Here is a 24837-nt window from a genome sequence, read left to right as displayed (position 1 = left end):
GGGGGACAAAGTGTGAGCAGCATGAGCGAGAACGACAAATCGGCTTCCGCTGAGTCCGATCCCGGCCTGGAATGGGCGAAGCTTTGGCAGACGATGGCCGAATCCTCGAACCGCATGGTCGAGGCGTGGTCGGGATCGGTGGCACCGTTCATGCTGGCGCGTTTGTCGGAAAAGCCGGGTGGTTTTGGCGACGGCAACGAATTGTCGGCGGCGATCGAGCGAATGGCGCAGGGGCCGCGGCTAGCCGACGTCTGGGACATCGACCGGAAAATGGCGTTGGCCTTTGGCGCCTGGATCGAGATGCGTCAGCGGCTTGCGAGCTACAATGCGGTCGCTGCCGCTCCGTGGCTTGAAGCGTCGAAGCGGTTTTACGAGACGATGTCCGCAACTGGTAGCGGTGGCTCCCCGCATCCGGAGTGGCGCGAGGCGTTCGCCAAATGGAGCGAAATCTCCAACGAGGAACTGATCCGTAACCAGCGCACCGACGGATTTTTGCAAGCTCAGAAAGAGTTGCTCCAGGCGGGCCTCAAATTACGGAGCCGGCAGGATGACGTGGCTGAAGCGGCGTCAGCCATGTTGGGTCTGCCGACTCGCAAGGATTTCGACGACGTGACGCGGCAATTGACCGAGCTCCGCCGTGAAGTCCGCACGCTCACCCGCCAGATGAGCAACCAGAAGAGTGAAGGCGCACGATGAGCGACCAGGAGAATCAGACCTCGCGCTTCGCCCGCGACATGGCGGCCAACGCCGAGAAAATGTTCAAGGTGACACAGCTGATCGCCAACACGCGGGATGAAGACGTCGCCATCGGTATGACGCCGAAGCATCTGGTCATGCGCCGCGACAAGGTCGAGCTGTTCCATTACGAGGCGATGGCGCAAGCCAGTGCGAAGACGCCCGTCCTTTTGGCCTACGGCCTGATCGGGCGGTACACCATGGCTGATTTACAGCCCGACCGCTCGCTGGTGCGCAGCCTGCTCGCAAAAGGACTCGATCTCTGGCTGATCGACTGGGGTCAGCCGGGCCGAACCGAGCGATGGCTGAAGATCGATGATTACGTCGATGACTACATCGATGCCGCAGTCGACCGCATCGCGCAGGAAACCGGCCATGACAAGATCACGCTGCTCGGCATCTGCGAAGGCGGCGTCTTTACGACGTGCTACGCCGCTCTGCATCCGGAGAGGGTGAAAAATCTCGTCATCACCATCACGCCGATCGACTTCCATGCCGATGTCAAGGACAAGGCCGCGCACCACGGCTTCCTCAACCTCTGGACCCGCAGCCTCGATCCTGATGACATCGACAAGCTGGTCGACACCTATGGCGTGCTGCCGGGCGAGTTCATGAGCTCGGTGTTCTCGATGATGACGCCGATGCGCTCACTGACGAAGTACAATGTCGATCTCATCGACGTCGTCGATGACGAGGCGAAGTTCATGAATTTCCTCCGCATGGAAAAGTGGCTCGCGGACCGTCCGCATCATCCCGGCGAAGCGGCAAAGCAGTGGCTGAAGGATCTCTACCAGGAGAACCGCCTGGTCGATGGCAGTTTTGAATTGTCCGGCCGTCGGGTCGATCTGAAGTCGATCACGGCTCCCGTGCTGAATGTTTTTGCGCTGGATGACCATATCATTCCGCCGGACTGCTCGCGCGCGCTCGGAGCGAAGATCGGCAGTACGGATTACACCGAAATTCCGTTGCCGGGCGGCCATGTCGGCCTGTTCGTCTCCAGCAAATCGCAGGGCAAGCTGAGCCAGAGCATTGCCGACTGGCTGGTCGCCCGCGACGCCAATCCCGGAAGTGAAGCCTGATGCGCAACAAGATCGTCGACGCCGCGGAGGCGGTTGCCATCATCCGTTCCGGTGACACCGTCGCCTCGTCCGGCTTCGTCGGCGTGGGAACGCCTGACGAAATCATCAAGGCGCTGGAGCGGCGCTTCGTGCAGACCGGAGAGCCGCGGGACCTTTCGCTGGTGTTCGCCGCGGCGCCGGGGGACGGCGCCGATCGCGGCCTCAACCGCCTGGCGCATCCCGGCCTGATCAAACGCCTGGTTGGTGGACATTTCGGCCTGGTTCCGAAGCTCGCCCGGATGGCGGTCGACAATCACGTCGAGGCCTATAATTTGCCGCTCGGATGCGTATCGCATCTGTTTCGCGAAATTGCGGGGCGCAAGGCCGGGCTTCTCTCCAAGGTCGGGCTCGGCACCTTCGTCGATCCGGCCAATGGCGGCGGAAAGCTGAATGCGCGCACCACCGAAGAGCTGGTGCGGCTGATCGAAATCGACGGCGAACAATGGCTCTTCTACAAGGCATTTCCGATTAACGTTGCGATCATCAGAGGTACCACCGCCGACCACAATGGCAATATCTCGATGGAGAAAGAGGCGTTGACCCTCGACAATCTGGCGTTGGCAACGGCCGCCAAGAACTGCAAGGGATTCGTCATCGCGCAGGTGGAGCGCATCGCCGCCTCCGGCTCGCTCAATCCACGTCATGTCAAGATTCCGAGTGTCTTGATCGACTGCGTCGTCGTTGCCCAGCCCGAAAACCACGTCCAGACCTATGCCACCGGTTACAACGGCGCGTTCTCGGGTGAATTGCGCGCGCCGGCCGATCGCAATGTTCCGATGGCGCTGGACAACCGCAAGATCATTGCGCGCCGCTGCGCCCTGGAATTGCCAATGGGCGGCGTGGTCAATCTCGGCATCGGCATGCCCGAGGGAGTTGCGTCGGTTGCCGCCGAGGAGAAGCTGTTCGACTTTGTAACGCTGACTGCCGAGCCCGGCATCATCGGCGGTATTCCGCAAGGCGGCCTCGATTTCGGTGCTTCGATCAATGCAGAATCGATCATCGACCAGAACCAGATGTTCGATTTCTACGACGGCGGCGGGCTCGATCTGGCCTGTCTCGGCATGGCTCAGGTCAATGGCCGCGGCGACGTCAACGTCAGCCTGTTCAATGGCCGCCTGGCCGGCGCCGGCGGCTTCATCAACATCTCGCAGAACGCGCGCCGGCTGATCTTCGCAGGCACCTTCACCACTGGCGGCCTCAAGACATCGGTCGTGGATGGCGAGCTCAAGATCCTCAGCGAAGGAAAATCATCGAAATTCATCGACAAAGTCGATCAGATCACGTTTTCGGGCAAGCTTGCCGCAACCAACAGGCAGCCGGTTCTCTATGTGACCGAGCGATGCGTGTTCAAGCTTACCCAGGAAGGTCTCGAACTAACGGAGATCGCGCCGGGTATCGACATGGAGCGCGACATTCTCGCGCTGATGGGCTTTCGCCCCATCATCCAAGCGCCGAAATCCATGGATGTTTCGCTGTTCAGCGAAGCGCTGATGCAGCTCGACGACCGGCTACTGAACCGGCCGCTGGCGGAGCGGCTGTCATACGATGCCGATCGCAACACGCTGTTTCTCGGTCTCGACGGCTATCGGGTCCATAGAGATGCCGACGTCGAGGTAATCCGGGCGTCGATCCTCGAGCTCTTCCATCGTGTCGGACGCCGGTTTTCCGCAGTCGTCAATTACGATTCGGCTTACATCGCTCCCGACATGGCGGACAAATGGTTTTCGATGGCCGCAGAGGTCGAGCGGACCTGCTACGATCATGCCTCGCGCTACACCACCAGCGCATTCATGCGTCTGAAGCTCGGCGATGCGCTCTCCCGCCGCGATGTCGCGCCGCACATCTTCGAAACCTCGGCCGACGCCCACCGGTTTGTCGAATAGACCGATGCGGCTGAAATCCACCGAGGTGCGCCCCGCGGATTGGCCTGAAGGACGGCAGATGGCGCCCGACCGTATCGGATCGGTGCGCGGGCTGACCCGCCGCAGCTTCCATCGCATCGCATTCACGGATTGGGGACCAGCGTCCGCGGTGCGGCCAGTACTCTGTGTCCACGGATTGACGAGAAACGGCCGGGACTTCGATCATCTCGCCGCAGTTCTCGCCAGCGCGGGCCGACGCGTCATTTGCCCGGATTTGCCGGGCCGGGGGCAAAGCGAGCGGCTGCATGACAGCCGCGACTACGCGTTGCCGCAATATTGCAGCGATATGACAGTGCTGATGGCAGGCCTCGGTGCAACGGAGATCGACTGGGTCGGCACGTCGCTCGGTGGCCTGATCGGGATGGTGCTGGCCGCCCTTCCGGGCAGTCCGATCCGCCGCATCGTCATCAACGACATCGGACCGTATTTGCCCTGGGCCGGATTGCTTCGTCTCGGTGCCAATCTCAACGAGGCGCCCAAATCGTTTGAGACGATCGAACAGGCCGAAGGCTACTACCGGCGGGTTCTTGCGCCTTTCGGGCGATTGGAGGATGTGCACTGGCGGCATCTGACGACGCATAGTGTGATCTGGAGCGCGGAGGCGGGCTGCTTCAAGCCGCTGTGCGATCCGAACATCGCTCAGGCCTTTCGAAACCCTTGGCACTACAGCGTCGATCTCTGGAAATACTGGGATGCGATCGATGTCCCCATTCTTGTGATACGCGGGCAGCAATCGGATTTGCTTCCCGAAGCCGTCCTCAGGGACATGATGCGGCGCAATCGTAATGTCCGCGTCCACACCATTGCGGATTGCGGCCATGCGCCGGCCCTGATCGCTGACGACCAGATCGAGGTCGTTGCCACGTTCCTCAGCAGCGAGCGCGGAACGCTTTAAGCGGTTTTGCGCCGGTCGCGGATCGATTCACTCCATTCATTTTGGCTGTCTTCATCATGTCTTCGAAACTCACGCTCAAAGATCCGACCCTGTTGTGCGATGCCTGTCCGGTGGCGGGTGCGTGGGTAGCTGACGATAACGGCGCCACCATCGCAGTTGATAATCCCTCGACCGGCACCGTGGTCGGGCATGTCCCCAACATGCGATGGCGAGACCCGGCGCGCGATCGAATTCGCCAACGCTGTGCTACCGGCGTGGCGCGCCCGGACCGCGAAAGAGCGCGCCGTGATCCTGCGACGCTGGTTCGATCTGATCATGGCGAACCAGGACGATCTCGGCGCGATCATGACGGCGGAGCAGGGCAAGCCGCTTGCTGAAGCCAAAGGCGAGATCGCGTATGCCGAAGCGTCATCGAGCGGTTCGGCGAGGAGGCAAAACGCGTCTATGGCGATACGATTCCAGGCTTCACGGCCGACCGCCGCATCATCGTGCTGAAGCAGCCGATCGGCGTTTGTGCCGCAATCATCCCGTGGAATTTCCCGGCCGGGATGATCACCCGCAAGGCCGGCCCGGCGCTTGCCCGTTGCAGGTGAGCTGAGCAATCAGCTGAGCCAGACGATCGATCCAGTTTGGTCAGGCCGTTCACCTTCTATTGAGGCGTTTCCTCAATCACGCTGAAACTGGTCCATCATCGATCTCTCACGGATGAGCTTGATCGATACGGATCTCGTCGCGGAAGACGATTTTTATTCCGGTTGAATGCTTGAGCTTCTCCCGTTTTTCATCTCGCCGCTCGCTAGCGCGAGTAAGTGGGGCGGAAGATGTTTCCAGCAAAAATCTACATCGGTCAGATTACTGTCGTCTATTGTCGCAGCCGGCGGCATCGCAGACGTGCTGTTTGCGATCCACGCGGAGCTTCGACGATCCGTTGCGGTCTATGTTGCGCTCCATTTCGAGCGGCCATTCTTCGCCCTCCTTGCGCTGTCGGAAAGTCTCAGCCACATAACGGGCTTGCGGTGGACTTGGACGCGTCAGTTCCCGATGCCATTGAGTGAGGATCGCCACGCGTGTGCACTCCGGCTTTCGTTTGCACTAGTGTTCACTGAGAGGTCAAAATGGGTACAAACCTGTGTAATTTCGGCTAGGTTGGAGTGCACATTTTCGTGTTTCATCCTATTGAGACGATAAAGGTAAGTCATTGAAAGTGCAAGGCTATCGCTTTTCTGTGGCGCCCATGATGGATTGGACCGACCGGCATTGCCGGGTGTTCCACCGTCACCTGACGCGGCGGGCGCTGCTCTATACGGAGATGCTGACCACCGGTGCCATCATTCATGGTGACCGGGAGCGGCTGCTTGGGTTCGACGTGGTCGAGCACCCGGTCGCGCTTCAGCTCGGCGGGTCGGATCCGCGCGAGCTGGCGCTGGCCGCGCGGATCGGCGAGGAGTTCGGTTATGACGAGATCAACCTCAACGTCGGCTGCCCCTCCGACCGCGTGAAGGACGGCCGTTTCGGCGCTTGCCTCATGGCAGAGCCTGATCTCGTGGCGAGGTGCGTCGAGGCGATGAAGGGTGCGGTTGCCGTGCCCGTCACCGTGAAGTGCCGCATCGGCATCGACGACCAGGATCCGGAGGTCGCGCTCGACAACCTTGCGCGCGCGGTCGTCGCTTCCGGCTGTGATGCGCTGATCGTGCATGCCCGGAAAGCATGGCTCAGCGGTTTGTCGCCGAAGGAAAATCGCGACATCCCGCCGCTCGACTATGATCGCGTCTATCGCCTCAAGCGAGCGATGGCCGATATGCCTGTCATCATCAACGGCGGCATCCCCGGTGTCGACGAGGCCAAAGCACATCTCGATCACGTTGACGGCGCGATGCTTGGACGAGCCGCCTATCAGGAGCCGTGGCGGCTGCTCTCGGTCGATACCGACATTTTCGGCGAGGCGGCGCCGCATGCCTCGATGCAGGATGCGCTCGAAGCGATGATGCCCTACATCGAACGACAGCTCGCGCGCGGCACGCGGCTGCACTCCATGACGAGGCATTTCGTCGGCGCATTCCATGCCGTGCCCGGCGCGCGCGCCTTCCGCCGGCATCTTGCCGAGCAGGGGGTGAAGCCGGGCGCCGGCCTCGAGGTGCTGCGCGATGCGATTGCGCGTGTCGGTGCGCGCGCGCCGGCGGAGGCGGCCTAACCGTAGCCGCATGACGAGGCGGATTGCAAAACTCTAGTCGACTGCCAGGCGCGAGCGGCGTTGACTGGTCTGGAGCTCCGGATAACCGGTGAGCATCAGCTTGTCGGCGCGCACGCCCCAGCTCTCCAGGCGGTCGAGGAAGCTCATGCCGAGCAGGTTGGTCTTCATCTGCCCGCGCTGCACGACGAGGGCCGGCACCGATTTCTCGACGAGGTGACCGACGGAGAGGCGGTCGATCGTGAGGCGGGCCGCCTTGGTGTGACCGCCCGCGGTTTCGAGATCGACGTCGTATTCGAGCATCTCGAGCGGCAGCCCGATCGCTTTCGCGGTTTCCCAGGTCAGCACCACCGAAGTCGCGCCGGTGTCGATGACCATCGGTGCGGCCACGCCGTTGATCTTCGCGCGCAGCGCGAATTCGCCGCCCTGGCCGCGAGGGATCTGCACAGCGGGGGCGGGCGCTGCGGTCTGCGTGCGAAAGATATGCGAGACCTTGCTGCTCGCGCGCGCGATCTGGTCGGAATCGCCATAGGCGACGACGGCACCGGCTGTGCAGGCGAGCATGGTGAGAACGAGCAGGAACCGGATCATTGCGCATCTCCAGATGCGCGCCGACCGGTCAGGTGTGTTTCGGCGATCCTGCGATGGGCGCAAGTCCAGCCTGATTCATGCGCGCCGGCAACAGCGCCATGACCGCGAGCCGTTCCGCGCTCTCCATGGCGTGCCAGCGCGCGATCTCCGGCAGTGTGCGTCCGCAGCCGAAGCACAGCCTGGTCTTGGGATCGATCATGCAGACGGCCACGCAGGGCGTTTCTTTGCTCATTCGGACATAGTGGCGGATGGTCGGGCATATCTGCAAGCATCTCGTTACGAGCCCGTACCTGCGCTCATGATCGGCTTGCGACGGGGCCGGCGCTTCTCGTCCGCTACCGCGGAACTCTCGGGCTGGAGCGGCGGAGAATCATCCGACATCGGCGCCAGCGCGCTCATCACGCGCTCCGGCGGGAAGGTGACGATCACTTCGGTGCCGATGCGCAGCTTCGATTTCAGCGTGAACGTACCGCCATGCAGGTCGACCAGATTCTTGGCGATGGGCAGGCCGAGACCGGCGCCCTGTTCGGCCGACTTGATCGAGTTGGAACCTTGGCCGAACGAGGCCAGCACGACCGGAATCTCGTCCTCGGGGATTCCGGAGCCGGTATCTTTCACCGAGAGATATTGTCCGCCTGAGGCCGTCCAGCCGGCCTTGAGCCATATCTCGCCGCCCTGCGGAGTGAACTTGATCGAGTTGGAGAGCAGATTAAGCACGACCTGGCGGATCGCGCGCTCGTCGGCCCAGAGCCGCGGCATTGCCTGCTCGAACACCTCGTGGATGGTGATATCGCGGCTCGAGGCGCGCAGCTTCATCAGATGATGGCAGTCGGCGACAATGCCGACCAGCGAGACCGCTTCCTCATTGAGCTCGTAGCGGCCGGCCTCGATCCGCGACAGATCGAGGATCTCGTTGATGAGGTTGAGCAGGTGGACGCCGGAATTGTGGATGTCCGCCGAGTATTCCTTGTAGACCGGCACGGCATGCGCGCCGAAAATCTCGCTCTTCATCACCTCGGAAAAGCCGAGGATCGCGTTGAGCGGCGTCCGCAGTTCGTGGCTCATCTGCGCCAGAAAGCGCGACTTGGCGACATTGGCGGATTCGGCGCGGTGGCGCGCTTCGTCCGAGATCGCCTTGGCCTGTTCGAGCTCGCCGATCAGCGCGTCCTTCTCGGCGCGCGCCTCGAGCGTGGCGAAGGTCGAAGAGTGCAGGCGATGTGCCAGCAGCACGAAATAGCCTTCGGCGGAGAGGGCGAGCGCGGCCAGGATGTAATTATCCAGCGAGCCGGTCATCACGAAGCTCAGCGCCATCGCGACCGCGACCGGTGCGGTGGCGGCGAGGGCGGCGATCGGCAGATTGGCGGCCAGCATGCTTGATACTGCGATCACCAGCAGCATCAGGAACATCATCAGCGATTCCGTGATCATGTCGAGCACGGGATGGATCAGGATCGCCATCCAGCAAAGGCCATAGAGCAGGTCGAGCACGACGAAACGCGTCTGCCATGCGCGCGTTGCCGCGGGCGAGGCGGGCTCGGCCAGGAAGCGGTGGCAGCTGCGGATCATCGCGGCATGGATGCACAGCATGCCGGCGGTCCAGGCCGCGGCCGGGATCGGCTGCATCCACAGCCCAAACAGCACGCCTGTCGCGACCACAAGCAGCATCACGACATAGGAGGCTGACAGCCGGGTCTGGGCGTAATGGCGCAGCATCTCGGCGTCGAAAGCCGGCCGGGTTCCACTGGTCGACGTTAACTTGTCGCGCGCCTCGCGCACCCGCTGTGCCGCAGCCCGGCGATGGCTCGCCGACGGCACGCTCACCGGCTCGGCCGGAAGCTGCACAACCTCGGGCTTTTCAGCGGGTTTACTCATCGCACAACAACAATTCCTGCCCGCGCGGGACGGGCCTTCTGCATTGTCTATCTCTGGCAAGAAATCCTTAAGAGGTGACTTAAGGAGCTAAAGAATTACGTTAACCCGGCGTTAATTTTGGATCCGGCTTGAGCCGCTCAATGCAGCGCCGCGTGCTGTGCGATGTACACCACGGCGCCCGCCAGATAGCCGGCGAGCGCCGGGAGGGCGATGCGACGGGCGTACCAGAGGAACTCGATGCGCTCGAGCCCCATGGCGGCGACGCCTGCGGCCGAGCCGATGATCAGGATCGAGCCGCCGGTTCCGGCGCAATAGGCGATGAACTCCCAGAGGAAGCTGTCGGGTGGATAATGCGCGAGGTCGTACATGCCCATCGTCGCGGCGACCAGCGGCACGTTGTCGATGACGGCGCTGAGCAGCCCGAGCACGATCACGATGATGTCCTGTCGGCCGATCGCGGTGTCCAGCCATTTCGCCAGCATGGAGAGCAGGCCGGCATGTTCGAGGCAGGCGACCGCAAGTAAGATGCCGAGGAAGAACACGATCGAGCCCATGTCGATCCGCGTCAGCGCATTCGCAAGCGTGAGCGGACCGCGGACATGCTCGTCCTTGTCGCGATGAACGACCTCGCCGACCAGCCATACGAGGCCAAGCCCGAGCAGGACGCCCATGAAGGGCGGCAGGTGCGTGACCGTCTTGAAGGCGGGCACCGCGATCAGTACGCCGAGTCCGAGATAGAACATCACGTTGCGCTCGAACGGATCGACGCCTTGCAATCCGTCCTCTTTCGGCGGCGGAGCGATGGTCTTGCGCTTGAGCGAAAAGCTGATGAATGCGAGCGGCACCAGCAGGTTGAGGAGGGAGGGCAGGAACACCGCGCCCATGATTTTCAGGGGCGAAATCTGTCCGCCGATCCACAGCATGGTCGTGGTGACGTCGCCGATCACGGTCCATGCTCCGCCGGCATTCGCGGCGATGACGATGAGGGAGGCGAACAGCAGCCGGTCGTCGCGCTTGGCGATCAGCCGCTGGATCAGCGAGACCATGACGATGGTGGTGGTCAGATTGTCGAGGATTGCGCTGAGGAAGAAGGTCACGAAACCAATCAGCCATATCAGACGGACCTGGCTGGTCGTGCTTATGCGGGAGGTAATGACTTCGAAACCATCATGGGCGTCGATGACCTCGACGATGGTCATCGCGCCAATCAGGAAGAAGACGATCTGCGCGGTGGAGGCGACGGACTCATCAAGCTGACGGCCGACCAGCGTGTGGTCACCGGTCGCGAGCGCATAGATTGTCCAGAGCACGCCCGCGCCGAGTAGCGCAGACGCGCTCTTGTTCACCCCGATCGGATGCTCGAGCGCGATCGCCGCATAGGCGAGGACGAAGATTGCGGCGAGTGCGGTCAACAAGGCAGGATCACTTCGTCAGAGGTCAGCGATTAAGGCGCGCGAGCAGGCTCGACGTATCCCAGCGCTTGCCGCCCATCTTCTCGACCTCCGCGTAGAACTGGTCGACCAGCGCGGTCACCGGCAAATTGGCGCCATTGCGGCGGGCTTCGGCCAGCGAGATCGAGAGATCCTTGCGCATCCATTCGACTGCGAAGCCGAAATCGTATTTGTCCTCGTTCATGGTCTTGTAGCGGTTTTCCATCTGCCAGGACTGCGCGGCGCCCTTGGAGATGGTTTCGATCACGGCGGCGACATCGAGGCCACTCTTCTTGGCGAAGTGAATACCCTCGGAGAGGCCCTGGACGAGGCCGGCGATGCAGATCTGGTTGACCATTTTGGTCAGCTGGCCGGAGCCGGCCGGCCCCAGCAATTTGCACATCCGCGCATAGGCGCCCGTGATGATCGGCTCGGCACCCGCATAGACGTCCTGCGCGCCGCCGCACATCACCGTCAGCACGCCGTTCTCGGCGCCGGCCTGGCCGCCGGACACGGGTGCGTCGATGAACTTGAAGCCGGCCTTGGTCGCGGCCGCATCGAGCTCACGCGCGACCTCGGCGGACGCGGTGGTGTGGTCGACGAAGGTCGCGCCCTTCTTCATGCCGGCAAACGCGCCGTCGGCACCGACCGTGACCGCGCGCAGATCGTTATCGTTGCCGACGCAGCACATCACGAAATCCTGGCCCTCGGCCGCGGCCTTCGGGGTCGCCGCGGTCTTGCCGCCGAACTTGTCTGCCCACTCCTTCGCCTTGGCCGCGGTGCGGTTATAGACGGTGACCTCATGGCCCCCTTTTTTCACGAGGTGTCCGGCCATGGGGAAGCCCATCACGCCGAGACCGAGGAAAGCGACTTTAGCCATCTGTGGTACCTTGTCCGTAGTTTGGGTTTTACGGTTCTTGCCGGGCGAGGGCCGCCCGGTTCCGCCATTGCGGCAGATCGGCCGCACCATAAACCCTTGAGGCCGGAGGGCAACGGGTTCGTTTGGCCCCCGCTTGTGCTAGGATGGCGGACCTAAGGACTTAAAAAAAAGGGAGCGAAGGCATGGGCGGCGTAAGCGTGGGCGTGCTCGATCATTTCAACATCCGGACCCGGAATCTGGCCGAGACCGTCCGCTTCTACGAGGACGTGCTGGGCCTGGAAAAGGGCGCCCGGCCGAATTTCGCCTTCCCCGGCGCCTGGATGTACAGCGAGGGTAAGCCGGTGGTGCACCTCGTCGATATTTCTCCGACGGCCGAGCCACAAAAGCCGGATTCCGGCGTTGTCCACCACGTCGCCTTCGCCAGCCGCGGCTTTGACGGCATGAAGCAGCGGCTGGCCTCAAAGGGGATGAAGTTCGACTCCCGCCAGGTGCCCGGCGGCGAACTTTGGCAGATCTTCGTCCACGACCCCAACGGGGTCATGATCGAGCTGAATTACGAGGCTGCCCTGGAGCAGGGCGCCGCGCCCGCCGAGATGGCTGACGATATCGGCAGGCAGTAGCCTTTTGGGCGTTTCCGCTCTAATGGGGCATCTTGAATTCTAGGAGATGCGCTTTGAGTGTGACGCAGCAACAGGTTCTCGACAGCCTCGCCAGGATCAAGTCGCCCCGCGGGGTCGCGCTCACCAATGCCAATGTGCTGAGCGCGATCAGCGCGGCCGACGGCAAGGTGTTCTTCTCGATCAATGTCGATGCCGCCGAGGCGCGCGCCTGGGAATCCGTCCGGGCCGAGGCCGAGGCCGCGGTGCGCGCCATTCCCGGCGTCACCACCGTCATGGTGGCGCTCACGGCCGAGCGGAAGGCGGGCGCGGCACCGCCGCCGCCGCCAACGCCCAGCCGCGGCACGCCGGGCGTGCAGCCGGTCCACGCCCACAAGCCGCCGCCGCAGGGCGGCGCCCAATCGCCGATGGCGCGGCAGTCCGAGATTCCGGGCGTCGCGGCCGTGATCGCGGTCGCCTCGGGCAAGGGCGGCGTCGGCAAGTCCACCACCGCGCTCAATCTTGCGCTGGGCCTGCGCGATCTCGGCCTCAAGGTCGGGCTGCTCGATGCCGACATCTACGGTCCCTCGGTGCCGCGGCTGACGGGTCTGCATGAGAAGCCGGAGCTGGATGGCGAGCGCAAGATGATTCCGCTCAGGCGCTTTGGCCTGGCCATCATGTCGATCGGCTTCCTGGTGGAGGAAGAGACGGCGATGATCTGGCGCGGGCCGATGGTGATGTCGGCGGTGACGCAGATGCTGCGCGACGTCGCATGGGGCCAGCTCGACGTTCTCGTCGTGGACATGCCGCCGGGCACCGGCGATGCCCAGCTCACGCTGGCGCAGAACGTCCCCTTGAAGGGCGCCGTGATCGTCTCGACCCCGCAGGACCTTTCCCTGATCGACGCAAGACGGGGGCTCGCGATGTTCAAGAAGGTCAACGTGCCCGTGCTCGGCATCGTCGAGAACATGAGCTATTTCCAGTGCCCGCAATGCGGCACGAAATCCGACATTTTCGGCCATGGCGGCGCGCGCCACGAGGCCGAGAAGCTCGGGGTAGCGTTCCTGGGCGAGGTCCCCCTGCACATGGCGATTCGTGCCACCTCGGATGCCGGCACGCCCGTGGTGGACAGCGAGCCGGACGGTCCCCATGCGGCGATCTACCGCGCCATTGCGGGACAGGTGCGGGACCAGCTCAAGGGCGTCATCGCCGCGGCCTGAGCGGATCAAGCGAATCCCTTCAAACCTATACCCCGGGGACATGCGACTTTCGTAGAGCCCTGTCATGCCAATGTCGCGTTTCGAAAGCGGAGCTTCCGTGTTAAAGGCCCACGGCAGTCAAGCCCCTTCGGTTCGACGCGGCCCAAGAACGCGTCGCCGGAATGAGCGGCAGCAAAGAGGAAGTTAGGGGAAACGCCCCAACAAGGAGAGACTGAAGATGAAGCGTCGTGATTTTCTGAAAGTGTCGGCAGCCGGCGCGGCGGCGACCGCCGCGGTGGCCTCGCCGGCGATCGCGCAGTCCTCGCCCGAGATCAAGTGGCGCCTGACGTCGAGCTTCCCGAAGTCGCTCGACACCATCTATGGCGGTGCCGAGCAGATGGCGAAGTACGTCGCCGAGATGACCGACAACAAGTTTCAGATCCAGGTCTTCCAGGCGGGTGAAATCGTTCCGGGCCTGCAGGCGCTGGATGCGACGCAGAAGGGCACTGTCGAGATGTGCCACACGGTGTCGTATTACTACGTCGGCAAGGACCCGACCTTCGCGATCTTCGCGTCGGTGCCTTTCGGCCTGAACGCACGCCAGCAGAATTCCTGGCTCTACCAGGGCGGCGGCAACGAACTCGCCAACGAGTTCTTCAAGAAGTCGAACGTGATGGGCTTCCCCTGCGGCAACACCGGCACCCAGATGGGCGGCTGGTTCCGCAAGGAGATCAAGACCGTTGCCGACCTCTCGGGCCTCAAGATGCGCATCGGCGGCATTGCCGGCCAGGTGCTCCAGAAGGTCGGCGTGGTGCCGCAGCAGCTCGCCGGCGGCGACATCTATCCGTCGCTGGAGAAGGGCACCATCGACGCGGCCGAATGGGTCGGCCCCTACGATGACGAGAAGCTCGGCTTCGCCAAGGTCGCCAAGTACTACTACTACCCGGGCTTCTGGGAAGGCGGTCCGACCGTTCACGCCTTCGCCAACATCGACAAGTGGAACGAGCTGCCCAAGAACTACCAGGCGATCCTCACCAACGCGACCGTCAACACCAACACCTGGATGGCCGCGCGCTACGACATGGTGAACCCCGGCGCCCTGAAGCGTCTGGTCGCCGGCGGAACGCAGCTTCGCCCGTTCACCAATGAAGTTCTGGAAGCCTGTCTCAAGGCGACCAACGAATTGTGGGGCGAGATCTCGGCCAAGAATCCCGACTTCAAGAAGTCGATCGATGCCATGCAGGCCTACCGCTCCGACGAATATCTGTGGTGGCAGGTCGCCGAATACACCTACGACAGCTTCATGATCCGCTCGCGCACCCGCGGCTGATCTTCGAACAAGTCGCAAGACGACGCGCCCGGTCTCGTTCGCGAGGCCGGGCTTTTTCTTTGGGACGACGCGATCGGAATAGGCGAGGCGAAAGCCGCCGAGCGGCGTCGTCGCGGGGTACGGGTGGGGCGTCCAACAAAAAAACTGAAAAACAACCCCATGCACAGTAGACGAGGGGTGAGCGGACAAGGCGCCGCGAGTGCAGCCAAGCGCTTGATGCGATGAAGCTAATTGGCAGGCAGGCCCGAGCATCGCGGGGCGATGAGAACTTCGCAATTTGGGCGTCAAAGCGGGGTGTGCCCAGGAGTACCAAGCGAGCGCTTCAGTGAGACCCGTTTGACTCGTCGGGCAAAACAGTGGCATAAAGGCATTATCGCAAAATCCGAAATGAGCGCCTCGGCGGCTGGCGTGGGTTGACGATGAGCTTCGATCCCGGTGAGGTTCAAAGCGCGTTGCGCAAGGCCTGGTCGTTGGCAACGGCCAGTCAATGGACGGCGAGCAATCCGGCGGCAGGGCAATGCAACGTCACCTCGCTGCTGATTCACGAGCTCTTCGGCGGCGAGTTGCGGAGGACGCCGCTGCCGACCGGCGACCATTTTTACAATCGCATCAAAGGCCAGCGGTATGACTTCACGGCGAGCCAGTTCGATCAGCCGATTGCTTACAAGGATTTACCTGCAAACCGTGCCGATGCGGAACGGGGAGCGACAAGCGATGAACTGGCTGCTCTAAGCGCTGCTTTTCACAAGCACGTACCAAGTCAGGTTAGGAGCACCTCCGAACCCAAAGGTTAGTCTGTGGGCAAAGGTTCATCGCAAGTTGCGGCAGTGTCCTTCCCGGCACCGACCCTGATGGTACTTGGCCGACATCGTGAGCTCCCATTCTGCGGTAAAAGGGAGCTGCACCGGGATCCGCCTCGATTGTTAGCCGCGTGGCACCCAGTTTCCTCGCGACATCGGAAGCCCAAGCGAACAAGGCCTTACCCGTGCCGCTGCGAATCGCACTCGGCTCGACGAACAGCTTCAGCAAATCGGCCTCGCGATAGACGATTCTTAGCTGTGCAACTCCGATGGGCCTCCCGTGATCTTCGGCAACCGCGATGGACGTCACCTTCAAGTCGCGCGGTTCAAAGGAAAGCTCGCCACGACAGGCTTCCATGAACTCATTGTCGTAGCCCCAGACGGCTTTAGACCTGAAACACAAATCGGAAAGGCCGGATAGCTCATCGATCGTTGGCGGCCGGATGATCAGAGGCAAGCCTCCCTGCACTGAGGAAGTGTAGCACTTCGGCTTGCCGAAGTCTCCGTGGGTCAATCGGATCGGCCTGTCTCTAACTGGACGGCTTCACAACCGCCGTCGTAGGCGCCGGCATGTCTCGGCGTGGGCGGCTCGGCCACGCTGCTCAGGCGTCCGAGGTCTGCCCAGCCTGTATTACGGGTGAGTCTTCCCTCCCATGGGTCAACACGGCCTCGGCAGCAGCTTCGTCGATGGCCGCCATTACGTCAGCGGTTGCGGAATGATGAATCATGTGTCCCGCTCCGTCGATCCGGTGCAATTTGCTCTGCTTGAGCTCGCCATGCAGCCTGACCGACTGCCTGATATCGATCAGACGATCGTCCCGGCCCGCGATAATGATCGTCGGCATCTTGAGTTCTGCATAGGTCTTCGAACCTGAGAATGCGGCGGGGACCAACATCGTCGCTTCGGCCGCTGCGGCCCGCATCTGTGATGGGCGGAGCGCCATTTCTTTCGGAAAGCCCGCGAACTTGTTCGGGACCGGCCGCGGGCCAAACAGCTTGCGCAACATCGCGGGCCACATCATCCGACCGGCTAACGGCGAGATCGTGGAGCTGATGACGTCGCCGACCACTGGTAGGGCGGATAGCACGGACGTGGCGCTGTCCGCGCGGGGCGTTGGGAAATAGTAGCCCGAGGCCAGCACGAGAGCCTGCACGAACGAAGGATGTCTTCTCGCCAGCGCAACCGCAACCGACGCTCCCCACGAATGGCCAAGGACAATCGCTTGAGAGACGCCCAACTGATCGAGCGCCTTCTTGAACAAATCCGCTTGGGCATCCGGGGTCCAGACGACGTGTCTTGGCCGCGAGCTATGCCCAAAACCGGGACGATCGAACACGATGACCCTGTAGTTCTCGGCTGCGAGATCGATCAATCCACTCGAGTCGAAATCCTGGACCATGCTGCCATTGCCGTGAAACAAAACCAGCGGCTTGCCCCTGCCGCGTTCCAGATAGTGCAGGCGAACCCCCTCGACGTCGATGAACCGACCCTGCGGAGGATTATCGCGTTGCGCTTTGTTCGCGAGCCGCCGATTTATGATTGCGGTAGCCGCAACGAGGGTCCCTGCGGCAGCAAACGCGGCCGCGCCCGGATGTCGCGTGATGGCGGTCAAGCAATCGGATAGGAGGGAGCTGGAACGTGTTCGTCGTGCAAGGCGCATGTGCATTACCTTAGGTGGTCTGCACGACGCCCCATCAAATGAGAAATGTTGCAGCTGAGCTAAACGGTCCGCCGGGGTGTTCGTTCCTTGGCAGGGTCGATGCGACGCGGACGGCAGGGCTCACGGAGGCAAGCTTCGGCGCCATCCGCGACCTCATCCGCGCATGCCCTGGGTTGGCTTACAGGAACCTGACGGGAGGGAGCGGCCGGCCCGCCGGGCGCTTTTTCGCTGGCCGAGATGCCCCGGATGGTGGAAGACAGCCAACATGCGGCGCGAGCCGTGCGGTGACACCGGAACATCCCGCGGGACAATGCGATGCGCCTTCTGATCGTCGAGGATAATGCCGAGCTGTCGCGGCTCGTTGCCGGCGGGCTGTCGGCGGCCGGCTATGAGAGCGACATCGTCGGCAGCGCCGCCGAAGCGCGCGAGGCGGTCAGCAGCGTCAGCTATGCCGCGATGATCCTCGACCTCGGACTGCCCGACGGCGATGGCCTGTCGGTGCTGCGCGAGCTGCGCCGGCAGATGGAGCCATTGCCGGTGCTGGTGCTGACCGCGCGCGGCGGCTTGCAGGATCGCGTCAGCGGCCTGCGCAGCGGCGCCGACGACTATCTCGCCAAACCGTTCGCGATGGAGGAGCTGGTGGCGCGGCTGGAGGCGATCCTGCGCCGACCGGGCCAGTTGCTCGGCCGCTCGCTGCGCCTTGCCAACCTCGTCTATGACACCGAAAGCCGCCAGATCTTCGTCGACGACCAGCCGCGCATCATCTCCGCGCGCGAGACCTCGGTGCTCGAGATCCTGCTGCGCCGGCAGGGGCGGGTGGTGCCGAAGAAGAATGTCGAGGACCACATCTTCGGCCTCGATGGCGAGGTCGCCTCGAACGCGGTCGAGGTCTACGTCTCGCGGCTGCGCAAGCAGCTCGCCGAGCACGGCGCCAAGGTCGTGATCCACACTATCCGTGGCGTCGGCTATCTCATGGCCGAGGAGAAATAGCGTGGCCCGGATCGGATCTCACGCCGGATTCCGCGCCGGGATCCATGCGAGGTCGCCGACGTTCAAATCGCTGATTTGGCGCATCGTGTTCCTGCACATCTTGGCGGTCGCGGTGGTCGCGATCTTCCTGCCGCTGGTGCTGTTCTGGCTGCTCAATTCCGAGATCGACCAGCTGCACCGCGACGCCATGCGCGCGCAGGCCGAGGTGTTGGCCGAGCGCATCGTCGCCCAGCCCGACGGCTTGTTGACGTTCAACCTGCCGGACAGTCTCAAGGGCCTTTATTCGGAAGCCTATGGCCGCTACCAGTACGACATCCGCGATGCCGAGGGGAATCCGCTGTTTTCGTCGCGACGCAAGACCGGCACTGCCCCGGCCGCGCCGCCGCCGCTCTCCGAGACGATTTCAGGCGCCGGCGTCACCCGCACCATCGACGGCAAGGTGATGCGCATTCGCGTCGCGGAGGACCTCGCGCACCGCGACGTCATCATCGACGACATCGTGTCGAACTTCTTCCGGCGGGTCGGGTGGATCACCATTCCGATCCTGCTGGTCCTGCTCGCCATCGACATCATCATCTTTCGCCGCGCTGTCGCGCCGCTGTGGAAGGCCTCCGAGGAGGCAAGCAATATCGGTCCGGCGCGCACCGACATCCGCCTGCCGACGGAGCAGATCCCGCGCGAGATCATGCCGCTCGTCACCGCCGTCAACCAGGCGCTCGACCGCCTCGAGGACGGCTTTCGGGTGCAGCGGCAGTTCACCGCCGACGCCGCGCACCAGTTGCGCACGCCGCTCGCGATCCTGCGCACGCGGATCGAGACGCTCGGCGACGGCGCTGCAAGGCAGGCGCTGCATGCCGACATCGAGGGCATGAGCCACATCGTCGCGCAATTGCTGGAGATCGCCGAACTCGACACGCTGGTGCTCGATCCCGGCGAGACCGCGGATTTGCGCGCGGTCTGCGCCGAGGTGGTCGGTTCGATCGCGCCGCTCGCGATCGCGCAGCACAAGGATATCGCGCTGAGGGGCACCGAGGCGCCGGTGCTGATCCACGGCAACTCCGTGATGCTCCAGCGTGCGATCTTCAACCTCGCCGAAAACGCCATCAAGTTCACGGCAAAGGACACGTCGGTCGATGTCGATGTGAGCGAGGATGGTGCGGTGCGCGTGCGCGATTGCGGCCCGGGAATTGCGGAAGCCGAGCGCGAATTGATCTTCCAGCGCTTCTGGCGCGCCGACCGCCAGCGCAGCGACGGCGCCGGCCTCGGGCTGTCGATCGTGCGCGGCGTGGCGGACGATCACGCGGCGACGGTTGCGGTGGAGAATCTTCCGGGCGGCGGCGCGCAGTTCACGCTGCGGTTCAGGCTGGCGGAGAAGTTGGACGACGTTGATTTGAACGCGGTGCGGCACTGACGCTGCACCCTCGCCCCTTGTGGGAGAGGGTGGCTCGCCGCGGTAGCGGCGAGGCGGGTGAGGGGTCTCTCTCCGCGAGTCCGACTGCAAGTTGAATGCACGGAGGCAACCCCTCATCCGGCGCTTCGCGCCACCTTCTCCCACAAGGGGAGAAGGAAGATCGGGGCTATTTCAGCTTGCCGGTGGACAAATCCATGATCATGCGCGTGGTCAGATAAAGGCGCGGCACAATGCTGTTGAGCTGCACATATTCGGCGTCGTTGGAATGCGCGCCGAAACCCGACAGGCCCATGCCTTCGACCACGGCTCCGCTGGTCTTGAGCGCGGCAAACGCCGCATCGGTGCCGCCGCCGGTCGCCTTCTCGTCGACCTTGAGGGGCAGTCCGATCTCCCCATAGATCGTCTTGCCGTGGGCCGCGACGCGACGAGAGGCGTCGTTGGCCTCAAGCGGCGGACGGCGCACCTCGAATTTCAGCTCGACCTTGGAATCGGGCAGCAGGTGATTTTTGATCTTCTCCTGAAGTGTTTTCTCCAGCTCGCCGAAATCGGCGACCTTGAGCGCGCGCGCGTCAGCCTGGGCCGTGGCCTCCGCGGGGATCACGTTGCGGTTGGTGCCGGCCTTGGAGACCGTCCAGTTCAGTTTCAGGCCCTGCTCTGGTTTGGACAGGTCCTTCATCTGCAACAGCTGGTGCGAGAGTTCGTACAGCGCGTTGACGCCGCCCTCGGGCCGCGAGCCTGCATGTGAGGACTTGCCCTGCACCGTGAGATAGGCCGAGCCGATGCCGCTGGTGGCCAGCCGCAGCGTGCCGTCGGTGCCGCCGCCTTCGAACGAAAACACCACATCCTGATCCGCGGCGAACCTGGTGATGGTGCTGCGCCAGCCGGGCGACGAGATCTCCTCGTCGCCATTGGTGAGCACCGTGAGCGTGCCGTAATCCCGGAAGCTGAGCTTCTGCAGCAACGCCACGGTATGGAGAATGAGCGCGACGCCCTGCTTGTCGTCGGCAATGCCGAGGCCGTAAGCCTTGTCGCCATCGATGCGGAACGGTTGATCCTTCAGCATGCCCTTTAGGTACACGGTGTCCATGTGGGCGATCAGCATGATCTTCTTGCTGCCCGTGCCCTTGAATACGGCGTGTACGGCCGGGCCGATCTTCTCGGGTGTGTCGTCGAGGCGATAGACGTCGGTGGGTTGCAGGATCTCCACCGTGCCGCCGAGCTGCTTGAGCTGGCCGGCAACGCGCTCGGCGATCCGGTTCAGGCCTTCGACATCCTTGCTGCCGGATTCGATGCTGACGAGATCGCGCAACGTGTCGAGCAGCGGCTGCTGCTCCTTTTGCGCCAGCGCATGGACGTCGGCCATGACATTGGCGCTGGGCTCGGCATGGGCGGGCATTGCCGCACATGCCAGCCAGAGCGACGCGATCAAGGGACCAACGAACGATGGAGCAGGGTGCGATCGAGGCATGCGCGGCGGTCCTAGGGTTGGGGGATGGCGCGGTATGCCCGTGTTTCCGGCGCTTGTCACGCGCCCGGCGCACCCATCAGGCACCGCCGAGGCGAACGTGACGTGGAGGGCCAGGGCCGGTCGTCTAAGCCTAAAGTCGTAGGATCGGATCGCGCGGGAGCTGGGCATTTTCGTCCCTCACATCGTGAGGGATGGAAATCGGGCGACACATGTTCCATGCTGGCCGCCAAGCCTCGGCAAGAAGGCCCACCGTCACAATCCATCAGGGTAGGAAATCATGAAAAGACGAGATTTTATCAAGGTCACCGGGCTTGGTGCGGCGGGTGTTGCCACGCTCGCCGCTCCAGCGATCGCGCAGACGACGCCCGAGATCAAATGGCGCATGCCGACGAGCTGGCCGAAATCACTCGATACGCTCTATGGCGGTGCCGAGATGATGGCCAAGATGGTCGCGGAAGCGACCGACAACAAATTCCAGATTCAGACATTTGCCGGCGGCGAGATCGTGCCGGGCCTTCAGGTGCTCGATGCCGTGCAGAACGGCACCTGCGAAATCGGCCACACCGCATCCTACTATTATTTTGGCAAGGACCCGACCTTCACCTTCGGATCGTCGGTGCCGTTCGGGCCGAACATGCGCATCAACCAGGCCTGGTACACACTCGGCGGCGGCAGGGAGATTCTCAACGAGTTCTACAAGAAGTACAACGTCGTCTCGCTGCTTGCCGGCAACACCGGCTGTCAGATGGGCGGCTGGTTCCGCAAGGAGGTCAAGACGCCTCAGGACTTCAGCGGCTTGAAATTCCGCATCGGCGGCTTTGCCGGAAAGGTGATGGCCAAACTCGGTGCGGTGCCGCAGCAGATCGCCGGTGGCGACATTTATCCGGCGCTGGAGAAGGGCACCATCGACGCAGCGGAATGGGTCGGGCCCTATGACGACGAGAAGCTCGGCTTCGTGAAAGTCGCGCCGCATTATTACTTCCCGGGCTGGTGGGAAGGCGGGCCGATGCTTCTCGCCTTCGTCAACCAGGACAAGTGGAATGCGCTGCCGAAGCACTACCAGAGCATCCTCGAGCAGGCGGGGCACTACGCCAACAACTGGATGATGGCGAAGTACGACCAGTCCAATCCACCGGCGTTGCGGCGCCTGCTCGCGGCCGGCGCCAAGCTGCATCCGTTCTCGCCGGAGGTCATGCAAGCCTGCTTCAAGGCATCAAAGGAGCTGCACACCGAAGTCTCGGCCAGCAACGCGGACTTCAAGAAGGTCTACGAATCGCTGACCGCGTTCTCGAACAACGGATATCAGTGGTTCCAGGTCGCCGAAGTCGGCTATGACAACTTCATGGCGCGTAACTCGCAGAGCTGATCGCAGAGCGCACGATCGGCCCAAACGAAAAAACCCGGAGCGAAAGCTCCGGGTTCTTTTTTTGCGGGTGGGCCGGGCGCTATTGCTTCGGCTGGCCGAAGTCGAGCGGCGGCAGATCGATCTGGGGAATGTCGATCTTGATGCTGTTGGGATCGACGGTGGACTGCACGCCCTTGTAGTGCATCACCATCGACGGGAACATGATCACGAGCAGCACCATGATCATCTGGATCACGACGAACGGCACCGCACCCCAATAGATCTGTCCCGTCGTGACCGGCTCCATGCGCTTGCCGGTGACGCGGTCGGTATAACGTTCTTTCGGCGCGACCGAGCGCAAATAGAACAGCGCAAATCCGAACGGCGGGTGCATGAACGACGTCTGCATGTTGACGCCCAGGATGACGCCGAACCAGATCAGGTCGATGCCGAGATGCTCGGCCGCAGGCCCGAGCAGCGGGATCACGATGAAGGCAAGCTCGAAGAAGTCGAGGAAGAACGCCAGCACGAAGACGAAGGCGTTGACGAAGATCAGGAACCCGATCTGGCCGCCGGGCAGCGAGGTCAGCAGGTGCTCGACCCAGACGTGGCCGCTGACGCCGTAGAAGGTGAGCGAGAACACGCGCGCGCCGACCAGGATGAAGACGACGAAGGCGGACAGCTTCGCCGTCGACTCGGTGGCCTGACGGATCAGGTCCCAGGTCAGTCGTCGCTTCGCGGCTCCGAGAATGAGGGCGCCGGCTGCACCCATGGCGCCGCCTTCGGTGGGGGTCGCGACGCCGATGAAGATCGTGCCCAGCACCAGGAAGATCAGGAACAGCGGCGGCACCATGACGAAGGTGGTCTGTTGCGCCATCTTCGAGAGGAAGCGGTAGCCCGTCAGCTTATCGAGGACCCAGTTCGCGATGGCGACGAAGAACGCGAAGAGGATGCCGAAGAACATGCTGAGCACGACGAAGTCGGCTCCGTGTGTCTCCGAATTCCGCATCATGAGCCAGCCGAACACGCAGCTCGCCAGGAACAGCACGCCGAGCGACTTGAGGCCGCGGTCGCCGCTCTCCTCGCGGAAACCGATGGCTTCCTTGGGCAGGCCCGGAGCGGCCTTCGGGAAAATCATGGTCACGAGGAACGCGTAACCTGCATAGAGGCCGGCGAGCACCAGGCCCGGAATGAACGCGCCCTCGTACATGTCGCCGACCGACTTGCCGAGCTGGTCGGCCATCACGATCAGGACGAGCGAGGGCGGAATGATCTGCGCCAGCGTGCCGGAGGCCGCGATGATGCCGGTCGCCACGCGGCGGTCGTAGCCGTAGCGCAGCATGATCGGCAGCGAGATCAGGCCCATCGAGATCACCGAGGCCGCCACGACGCCGGTCGTCGCCGCGAGCAGGGCGCCGACGAACACCACCGCGTAGGCGAGACCGCCGCGGATGGTGCCGAACAACTGGCCGATGGTGTCGAGCAGATCCTCCGCCATGCCGGAGCGCTCGAGCACCAGTCCCATGAAGGTGAAGAAGGGAATGGCGAGCAGCGTGTCGTTGTTCATCACGCCGTAGACGCGCTCGGGCAGGGCCTGAAGAAAGTCCGGGTGAAATTGCCCGAGCTCGACGCCGATGATGGCGAAGAACAGGCCGACGGCGCCGAGCGAAAATGCCGCCGGATAGCCGAGCAGCAGCACGATCACCAGCGTCGCGAACATGATGGGCGCCATATTGGCGACGATAAACGCGGTCATTGAATCCCCCTACGATGCCGCTTGGCGATCACTTCTGTTCGATCGCTTCAACGAGATGCTCGACTTCGGCTTCCAGCGCCGAAATCTGCGACTCGTGGGGATCCGGAATCATGCCACGCATGATGGCGATCCGCTTGATCAGCTCGGAGATGCCTTGAACAAGCAGGAGCGCAAAGCCGATCATGATGAGCGACTTGGCCGGCCATTGCGGCAGGCCGCCCGCATTGCCGGATTGCTCGTTGATCTGGAGTGAGCGCAGGAAGAACGGTACCCCGGTGACGATCATGACAATGGTCAGCGGGATCAAGAAGAAGATGTGCCCGATGATGTCGATGATGTTGCGAGCCCGCTTCGGCATCATGCTGTTGAAGATGTCGATCCGGATGTGCTCGTTGTCGAGCAGCGTCCAGGACGCGCACAGCAGGAACACGATGCTGAAAAGCACCCATTGCAGCTCGAGCCACGAGTTGGAGGACGTGTCCAACGTCTTTCGAATGATCGCATTGACCGCCGAGATGACGACGGCGACCAGGATCAGCCAAGCCAAACGCTTGCCGGTCCAACGTGTGAACGCGTCAATTCCATTGCTCAGCTTCAGGAGCGCTTGCAAGATTGGTCCTCCCCGATTTGCCCCGGCCGTCTTGACTGCG

Annotated in this window: 22 protein-coding genes and 1 pseudogene; 13 read left to right on the top strand and 10 right to left on the bottom strand. The window is 62.9% G+C overall.

Features of this window, described 5'->3' with window-relative positions; genetic code table 11:
* Positions 1-21: 21 nt before the first annotated feature.
* The 6 genes and pseudogenes from ACVIN2_RS06230 (at position 22) to dusA (ending at position 6861) form a co-directional block, all read left to right on the top strand.
* The gene (locus ACVIN2_RS06230; protein WP_456764900.1) at positions 22-696 is read left to right on the top strand and encodes a poly(R)-hydroxyalkanoic acid synthase subunit PhaE; all 675 of its coding nucleotides are present in this window, start codon (positions 22-24) and stop codon (positions 694-696) included.
* Positions 693-1814, top strand: coding sequence for a class III poly(R)-hydroxyalkanoic acid synthase subunit PhaC (phaC, locus tag ACVIN2_RS06225; RefSeq protein WP_456764899.1), 1122 nt, complete (start codon positions 693-695; stop codon positions 1812-1814). Before ACVIN2_RS06230 ends, phaC begins: the two co-directional genes overlap by 4 nt.
* A complete protein-coding gene (locus tag ACVIN2_RS06220; protein WP_456764898.1) occupies positions 1814-3736 on the top strand; it encodes an acyl CoA:acetate/3-ketoacid CoA transferase in 1923 nt (640 codons plus the stop codon). Before phaC ends, ACVIN2_RS06220 begins: the two co-directional genes overlap by 1 nt.
* Positions 3737-3740: 4 nt before the next feature.
* A complete protein-coding gene (locus ACVIN2_RS06215) occupies positions 3741-4670 on the top strand; it encodes an alpha/beta fold hydrolase (protein ID WP_456764897.1) in 930 nt (309 codons plus the stop codon).
* A 56-nt stretch (positions 4671-4726) separates the two neighbouring features.
* Positions 4727-5251: pseudogene (locus ACVIN2_RS06210) on the top strand (aldehyde dehydrogenase family protein); the annotation flags it as partial.
* 617 nt (positions 5252-5868) lie between these two features.
* Positions 5869-6861: a tRNA dihydrouridine(20/20a) synthase DusA gene (gene dusA / locus ACVIN2_RS06205; RefSeq protein ID WP_456764896.1), complete on the top strand. Its 993-nt coding sequence runs from the start codon at positions 5869-5871 to the stop codon at positions 6859-6861.
* Between the two features lie 33 nt (positions 6862-6894).
* On the opposite strand, the gene ACVIN2_RS06200 is transcribed toward dusA, so the two are convergent.
* The 5 genes from ACVIN2_RS06200 to ACVIN2_RS06180 form a co-directional block, all read right to left on the bottom strand.
* Complete coding sequence (locus tag ACVIN2_RS06200; RefSeq protein ID WP_456764895.1) at positions 6895-7449, bottom strand: TIGR02281 family clan AA aspartic protease; 555 nt, start codon at positions 7447-7449, stop codon at positions 6895-6897.
* A gap of 28 nt (positions 7450-7477) precedes the next feature.
* Positions 7478-7681: a DUF1289 domain-containing protein gene (locus ACVIN2_RS06195; RefSeq protein WP_027517240.1), complete on the bottom strand. Its 204-nt coding sequence runs from the start codon at positions 7679-7681 to the stop codon at positions 7478-7480.
* Positions 7682-7725: 44 nt separating this feature from the next.
* Positions 7726-9321 (bottom strand): sensor histidine kinase, encoded by a 1596-nt coding sequence (locus ACVIN2_RS06190; RefSeq protein WP_456764894.1) that lies wholly within the window; start codon positions 9319-9321, stop codon positions 7726-7728.
* Between the two features lie 137 nt (positions 9322-9458).
* Positions 9459-10736 carry a sodium:proton antiporter NhaD gene (gene nhaD / locus ACVIN2_RS06185; protein WP_456764893.1) on the bottom strand — a complete coding sequence of 426 codons (1278 nt, stop codon included), beginning with the start codon at positions 10734-10736 and terminating at the stop codon, positions 9459-9461.
* A 22-nt stretch (positions 10737-10758) separates the two neighbouring features.
* Positions 10759-11631: an NAD(P)-dependent oxidoreductase gene (locus ACVIN2_RS06180; RefSeq protein WP_456764892.1), complete on the bottom strand. Its 873-nt coding sequence runs from the start codon at positions 11629-11631 to the stop codon at positions 10759-10761.
* A gap of 182 nt (positions 11632-11813) precedes the next feature.
* Between ACVIN2_RS06180 and ACVIN2_RS06175 the strand changes: the two genes are divergently transcribed.
* From ACVIN2_RS06175 to ACVIN2_RS06160, 4 genes are all read left to right on the top strand, one after another.
* Positions 11814-12251 carry a VOC family protein gene (locus ACVIN2_RS06175; protein ID WP_027517244.1) on the top strand — a complete coding sequence of 146 codons (438 nt, stop codon included), beginning with the start codon at positions 11814-11816 and terminating at the stop codon, positions 12249-12251.
* Positions 12252-12304: 53 nt separating this feature from the next.
* Complete coding sequence (locus tag ACVIN2_RS06170) at positions 12305-13447, top strand: Mrp/NBP35 family ATP-binding protein (RefSeq protein ID WP_456764891.1); 1143 nt, start codon at positions 12305-12307, stop codon at positions 13445-13447.
* Positions 13448-13664: 217 nt separating this feature from the next.
* On the top strand, positions 13665-14756 hold the full coding sequence (locus tag ACVIN2_RS06165; RefSeq protein ID WP_007592593.1) for a TRAP transporter substrate-binding protein: 1092 nt from the start codon (positions 13665-13667) through the stop codon (positions 14754-14756).
* A gap of 419 nt (positions 14757-15175) precedes the next feature.
* Positions 15176-15550, top strand: coding sequence for a YunG family protein (locus ACVIN2_RS06160; RefSeq protein ID WP_456764890.1), 375 nt, complete (start codon positions 15176-15178; stop codon positions 15548-15550).
* Here the strand turns inward: ACVIN2_RS06160 and ACVIN2_RS06155 are convergent.
* Positions 15522-15914 (bottom strand): GNAT family N-acetyltransferase, encoded by a 393-nt coding sequence (locus ACVIN2_RS06155; RefSeq protein ID WP_456769655.1) that lies wholly within the window; start codon positions 15912-15914, stop codon positions 15522-15524. The two genes, ACVIN2_RS06160 and ACVIN2_RS06155, sit on opposite strands and share 29 nt — an antisense overlap.
* A 244-nt stretch (positions 15915-16158) precedes the next feature.
* A complete protein-coding gene (locus ACVIN2_RS06150) occupies positions 16159-17217 on the bottom strand; it encodes an alpha/beta fold hydrolase (protein WP_456764889.1) in 1059 nt (352 codons plus the stop codon).
* Between the two features lie 315 nt (positions 17218-17532).
* Between ACVIN2_RS06150 and ACVIN2_RS06145 the strand changes: the two genes are divergently transcribed.
* Positions 17533-18207 (top strand): response regulator transcription factor, encoded by a 675-nt coding sequence (locus ACVIN2_RS06145; RefSeq protein WP_007592584.1) that lies wholly within the window; start codon positions 17533-17535, stop codon positions 18205-18207.
* A gap of 1 nt (position 18208) precedes the next feature.
* Entirely contained in the window at positions 18209-19618 is a 1410-nt protein-coding gene (locus tag ACVIN2_RS06140) for a sensor histidine kinase (RefSeq protein ID WP_456764888.1), read from the top strand.
* 166 nt (positions 19619-19784) lie between these two features.
* On the opposite strand, the gene ACVIN2_RS06135 is transcribed toward ACVIN2_RS06140, so the two are convergent.
* Positions 19785-21086: a M20/M25/M40 family metallo-hydrolase gene (locus ACVIN2_RS06135; RefSeq protein WP_456764887.1), complete on the bottom strand. Its 1302-nt coding sequence runs from the start codon at positions 21084-21086 to the stop codon at positions 19785-19787.
* A 277-nt stretch (positions 21087-21363) separates the two neighbouring features.
* Here ACVIN2_RS06135 and ACVIN2_RS06130 point away from each other — a divergent pair, with 277 nt between their 5' ends.
* Entirely contained in the window at positions 21364-22452 is a 1089-nt protein-coding gene (locus tag ACVIN2_RS06130) for a TRAP transporter substrate-binding protein (RefSeq protein ID WP_456764886.1), read from the top strand.
* A 79-nt stretch (positions 22453-22531) separates the two neighbouring features.
* Here ACVIN2_RS06130 and ACVIN2_RS06125 read toward each other — a convergent pair whose 3' ends face one another.
* Both ACVIN2_RS06125 and ACVIN2_RS06120 read right to left on the bottom strand, forming a co-directional pair.
* Positions 22532-24187, bottom strand: coding sequence for a TRAP transporter large permease (locus tag ACVIN2_RS06125; RefSeq protein WP_456764885.1), 1656 nt, complete (start codon positions 24185-24187; stop codon positions 22532-22534).
* Between the two features lie 28 nt (positions 24188-24215).
* Entirely contained in the window at positions 24216-24797 is a 582-nt protein-coding gene (locus ACVIN2_RS06120; RefSeq protein ID WP_456764884.1) for a TRAP transporter small permease subunit, read from the bottom strand.
* Between the last annotated feature and the right edge of the window lie 40 nt (positions 24798-24837).

This window comes from Bradyrhizobium sp. USDA 3650 (genome assembly GCF_054057395.1).
Note: the sequence above shows the minus strand (reverse complement) of the source record. Positions and strands in the feature narration are given on the sequence as shown.